This is a genomic window from Peribacillus sp. P4_C12 (assembly GCF_056402095.1).
Window position 1 is genome coordinate 1 of sequence record NZ_JBFUIB010000315.1, and the last position, 4,347, is coordinate 4,347.

General features: G+C 37.2%; 5 protein-coding genes and 1 pseudogene. All 6 read right to left on the reverse strand.

Going from position 1 to position 4,347, the window contains the following annotated elements; genetic code table 11:
• Positions 1 to 308: pseudogene (locus tag AC1DUW_RS21820) on the reverse strand (cell division protein FtsA); the annotation flags it as partial.
• 258 nt (positions 309 to 566) lie between these two features.
• On the reverse strand, positions 567 to 932 hold the full coding sequence (locus tag AC1DUW_RS21825; protein ID WP_053345243.1) for a small basic family protein: 366 nt from the start codon (positions 930 to 932) through the stop codon (positions 567 to 569).
• A complete protein-coding gene (locus AC1DUW_RS21830) occupies positions 932 to 1,642 on the reverse strand; it encodes a DUF881 domain-containing protein (RefSeq protein ID WP_053345242.1) in 711 nt (236 codons plus the stop codon). The genes AC1DUW_RS21825 and AC1DUW_RS21830 overlap by 1 nt, the downstream gene beginning before the upstream one ends.
• Before the next feature lie 41 nt (positions 1,643 to 1,683).
• Positions 1,684 to 2,376, reverse strand: coding sequence for a DUF881 domain-containing protein (locus AC1DUW_RS21835; protein ID WP_477643443.1), 693 nt, complete (start codon positions 2,374 to 2,376; stop codon positions 1,684 to 1,686).
• Positions 2,363 to 3,145: a cell division protein FtsQ/DivIB gene (locus AC1DUW_RS21840; RefSeq protein ID WP_053345240.1), complete on the reverse strand. Its 783-nt coding sequence runs from the start codon at positions 3,143 to 3,145 to the stop codon at positions 2,363 to 2,365. The genes AC1DUW_RS21835 and AC1DUW_RS21840 overlap by 14 nt, the downstream gene beginning before the upstream one ends.
• 138 nt (positions 3,146 to 3,283) lie before the next feature.
• Positions 3,284 to 4,192 carry a UDP-N-acetylmuramate dehydrogenase gene (murB, locus tag AC1DUW_RS21845; RefSeq protein WP_053345239.1) on the reverse strand — a complete coding sequence of 303 codons (909 nt, stop codon included), beginning with the start codon at positions 4,190 to 4,192 and terminating at the stop codon, positions 3,284 to 3,286.
• Positions 4,193 to 4,347 lie beyond the last annotated feature (155 nt).

The window sequence follows — 4,347 nt, forward strand, 5'->3', positions numbered from 1 at the left end:
GTAATCTCTTTATTGTCACTGGATACTGCTACCACCCCATGACAAGGTTGAAGCGTGACGTGATTTCCACTGATACCGACGATTACTTTTTTTATCTCCATCCCAATCATTCGCTCAGCTTGCTCTACAGCTTTTTGAATAGATTGGACGGTTTCATCTATATCGACGATCGAACCCTTTTTGAGCCCTTCTGATTTAACATTCCCTACGCCGATTATATTTAATGTGTCATTGACCATTTCCCCAATGATAACTTTTACACTGGATGTACCGATGTCAAGACTTACGTAAATTTCGTTGCTGTTCATTCCATGGCACCTCCTTCGGTTTTATACATGTATTAGTAGAATAACATTTTTATATTGAAAGACCTATTCATAATTGAATAACAAACCTAATTGCAACTCGCTAATATGATAATAAACTAGATTATCTTGTTTTGGATAAAACTCGTAGATTTAGCTCTTTATGATGGTTATTGTTCGCTTCTCAAAAAAACGGATATCATTTCCAAACTAGATACTGCCTTAAACTATTCGTCATTTATCAGGTAATTCCCTTTAAAATTATAGATTTTTTTTCTGTTTTTTCCGTGAAATCGACCATTTATCAATTAATATTCTTCTAATCTGTGCGATATTTTGAAAGAGTCTAACGCCAAACACAAAGATTGCGGCTAAATACAAGTCTACACCAAGATGTACACCTAGAAAAGCCAAACCTGCGGCTAAAACAATATTAAAGAAGAATCCCGTTACAAATACAACTTCATCATAAAGATTTTGCAAATGTGCCCGTATTCCTCCAAATAAGGTATCAAAAGCAGCAAGGACGGCAATGGAAAGATAATTTGAATATTCATGAGGAATATCAAAATCCACCAAAAAGCCTAGGGTAATCCCAATTAACAGTCCAAAAACTGGAAGCCACATTACGATTCCCCTCCATCTATAATGGGCTCCATGTGTTCCACATTAATCGTATTTTGATATGCTGGCAATGTCAGTTCACTAGATGGAGTTGTAATTTGAACTTCAAAATTATCTATAAAGAAATCATCCATTAGTTCAGAACCTTGAATACGCTGTTTTAGTTTTTTGGGATTAACGGTTAGGGCTTGAATTTCAAGCGGGTAATCAGTGAGCGAATATCCGTCTACTTTTGGCTTCCCATTAATATCACGAATAACTGATGTAGATATGTACCGTTGTCCCGAAATGGAAATTTCATCTGCGCCAAACATATACATTTCATTAATGAGCCTTCTTAATAATACAGGGGAAATATACTCTATCTTCTCACCAAGTAGGAGACCTTCTTTTATAGGTTGGACAGACACACTGACTCCTTTTCCCGTTATCTCAGTCAAACCTGCGTCAGTCTTAAATTCAGACAGTGTTTCACGCAATAATTCTTCTTTACTTTCATTTTTCTTTGTTTCATAGGATGCAATTTTCTCCTCAAGCTTACTAATACTCTCTAATAATTCAACCTGGGACTGCTGTTCTTTTAATAAATCATTTTTCAGTTGCCACATATCTCTGGTATCAGAAACTACTGGCTGATTTACCAAATTGAATTGAATAGCAAGCATGAAGCCAGCAATCAAAGTAATCAAACTAAAAGATAGCTTTTTTCTCATTTCCAGTGTTTCACCAATCTTTCATCGAATCCGGCGATTATTCACCCTCCAATAATTGGATCAAAAATGATTTTCTTTTGCTTTTCCATAGTAAAAATAACATTTTCATTAACCAACTGTTCCTTTATTCCACCTGGCATATCTAAGGAAGCCTCTAAGATATCGGGGTCCCCAATCGCCGAAATGATAAATGGAGCAGGATGCTGATGACCATCGATTGTAATCACAGGTCCATTACAGACTATATACGAATCATGATCTAGCCTCTGACCGTTAATCGCGACAGCCTCTGCCCCTGATATGTATAATTCATTAACAACCTTGAAGACGTGCTGTTCATGAACCAGGTAATTATTCACATTGGCTTCTGAATCCATATCGGAACCATCTTCAAGTGTCACCTGAAGGCCTGTACCTTTCACTTTCACTTTTCCAAGGTACATCCGATATTTCTCGGTATCCTTTGCTAGATTGAAAAACAACTGCTTTTCCTGTGCTAAATCTTTTTCTATGTTGGATACTTTTGCTTGCTTTTGAAGGAGTTCCTTCTGTAGTTCCCGGTTCTGCTTCTCTTGCTCTATTAATTGCTGCCTGAGTTCATATTCTTGATCCCACGCTTTATCTTTCACTGCTCCTTGACCATCTTTCGTTAAATTGTAAGAAAAGGCAATCATAAATCCTAGAACAACACTAACAAGGGATAAAATCACCTGTTTGCTATTAATTTTCCTCATTAGTGTCTTCCTTTTGTTCAGCGGGTTTATAGGCTTTGAAATAAGAACCGACTTCTAGATCAATGACACCCTTTACCTTCGGATCCAACTGACTGACAATCGATGGATAGTGAATCATTTTTTCGGATAAAGTTCGACTTGTTGCACTTACTTCATATCCATCATTCATAAACATTACGATATGGTAACCATCAGTTTTAGTTGGAGCATGATGGATTTCCGATATAGCGTTCTGAATCTCGACAGGAAGCTTGTCCAACTCCTCTAAAAGCAACTTTAATGCTTTACCCTCTTTGAAGCCAATTAAAACCGGGGCAAATACTGGAATTTCACCAGTTGCTAACTCTTCTAAAACAGAACCATTTTCCAAAATGGGTGAAAACTTCCCATCATTGGATAGATACGCCATTCTATTATGTTCAGAAACTGTAATTTTTATAGAATTGGGAAATATAGGTGTAACCTTAACGCTTGCTATTTCCGGATTTTTTTTAATATTTGCTACTGTTAAACCTGTATCAACCTTCCAAATACTTCGATCTTTCTTTATTTTACTTAATTTAACAATTTGCTTAGAAGTAATATAACGATTCCCTTCTACCTGCACGGATTGAACATAGCTCAAAGGGGATAAGAAATATAACACACAAGCAATCAGAATGAAGAAAAGGGAAAGCAAAAGAACAAGTCGTCTGTTTGCTTTACTTTTTCTTAATTGTTTTAGTTTCGGGATGCGGTCCTCAATAGAAACGATTTTCCCCTTTTCCATCCCTTTCACCTCTTCCTGAAAAAATGGATGGTTTTTGACACTATATTAAATCATGACAAATTTAAGAAAAACTTATTACTATACTTTTCAGGTAACATATTATACCACAATATTTGGATATAAAAAATAAATCTTCTTTTATTTCCGTCCGATTATTTCCACTTCGGTTTCCAATTCAATTTCAAACTTGTCATACACAGTGTCCTTCACGTGCTGTATCAATGCTTGAACATCTGCTGCACTTCCATTTCCTGTGTTAACGATAAAGTTCCCATGCATAGGAGAAATCTGTGCTCCACCAATCGAGTGTCCCTTTAGGCCAGCATTCTCCACTAATTTCCCTGCATGATGTGGCAGCGGATTTCTAAATATGCTCCCGGCACATGGTAGATTATACGGCTGGGTATCCTTACGATAGTTTTTGTTATTCTGCATTCTTTCTACTATTTCAGTTTTATTGCCCTCAGTTAATTGAAAAATGGCTTCGAGTACGATTCCTGGTTTCTTCTTTTGAAGTATTGAAGTTCGATAAGAAAACTCCATTTCCTCCTTAGAAAGCCAGGCCAACGTTCCATCTTCAAACAGGACATGCGCCGCCTTTAGAATTTCACTCATATCGGAACCGTGTGCACCAGCGTTCATATATACCGCTCCACCAATTGAGCCAGGAATTCCACTGGCAAATTCCAGACCTGCATATCCTTTTTTGCTAATTTGTACAGACAAGCTAACAAGAGACACACCAGCTCCTGCTTTAATCTCCGGGCCATTTATCTCAAGATGGTCAAGTCCTTTGCCCAATTTCAGCACTACACCTTCAATTCCGCCATCGCTGACTAAGAGGTTCGAGCCCCTACCAATCGCTCTCCAAGGTGTGGCATGTTCCTTGATAACCTGCATCGTTTTTTCTATATTTTCAATGGATGATGGCACGATGAATAAATCAGCCGGTCCCCCAATTTTCATAGTTGTATGATTCGCAAGTGGTTCCTGTTCAAGAACTTTGCCGATTTGCAGTTCTGTTAATTGTTTTATCATTTTATTCATGATAAACCTCCTTGTTGTTCCAAAAATTCCAAATTATAATTTTCATATCCTCACCCTACGAGGTCTCTTATTATACAAAAATAATAACACCTTTTATTTAAAATCAGAAATATGACCAGAAGTAAGCGCCAGTGCGGCCTAACCCTCTTATACTA

Excerpts from the sequence above, each read along its gene's own strand:
- AC1DUW_RS21825 (WP_053345243.1), bottom strand. The coding sequence starts at position 932 with ATGTGGCTTCCAGTTTTTGGACTGTTAATTGGGATTACCCTAGGCTTT.
- AC1DUW_RS21830 (WP_053345242.1), bottom strand. The coding sequence starts at position 1,642 with ATGAGAAAAAAGCTATCTTTTAGTTTGATTACTTTGATTGCTGGCTTC.
- AC1DUW_RS21835 (WP_477643443.1), bottom strand. The coding sequence starts at position 2,376 with ATGAGGAAAATTAATAGCAAACAGGTGATTTTATCCCTTGTTAGTGTT.
- AC1DUW_RS21840 (WP_053345240.1), bottom strand. The coding sequence starts at position 3,145 with ATGGAAAAGGGGAAAATCGTTTCTATTGAGGACCGCATCCCGAAACTA.
- murB (WP_053345239.1), bottom strand. The coding sequence starts at position 4,192 with ATGAATAAAATGATAAAACAATTAACAGAACTGCAAATCGGCAAAGTT.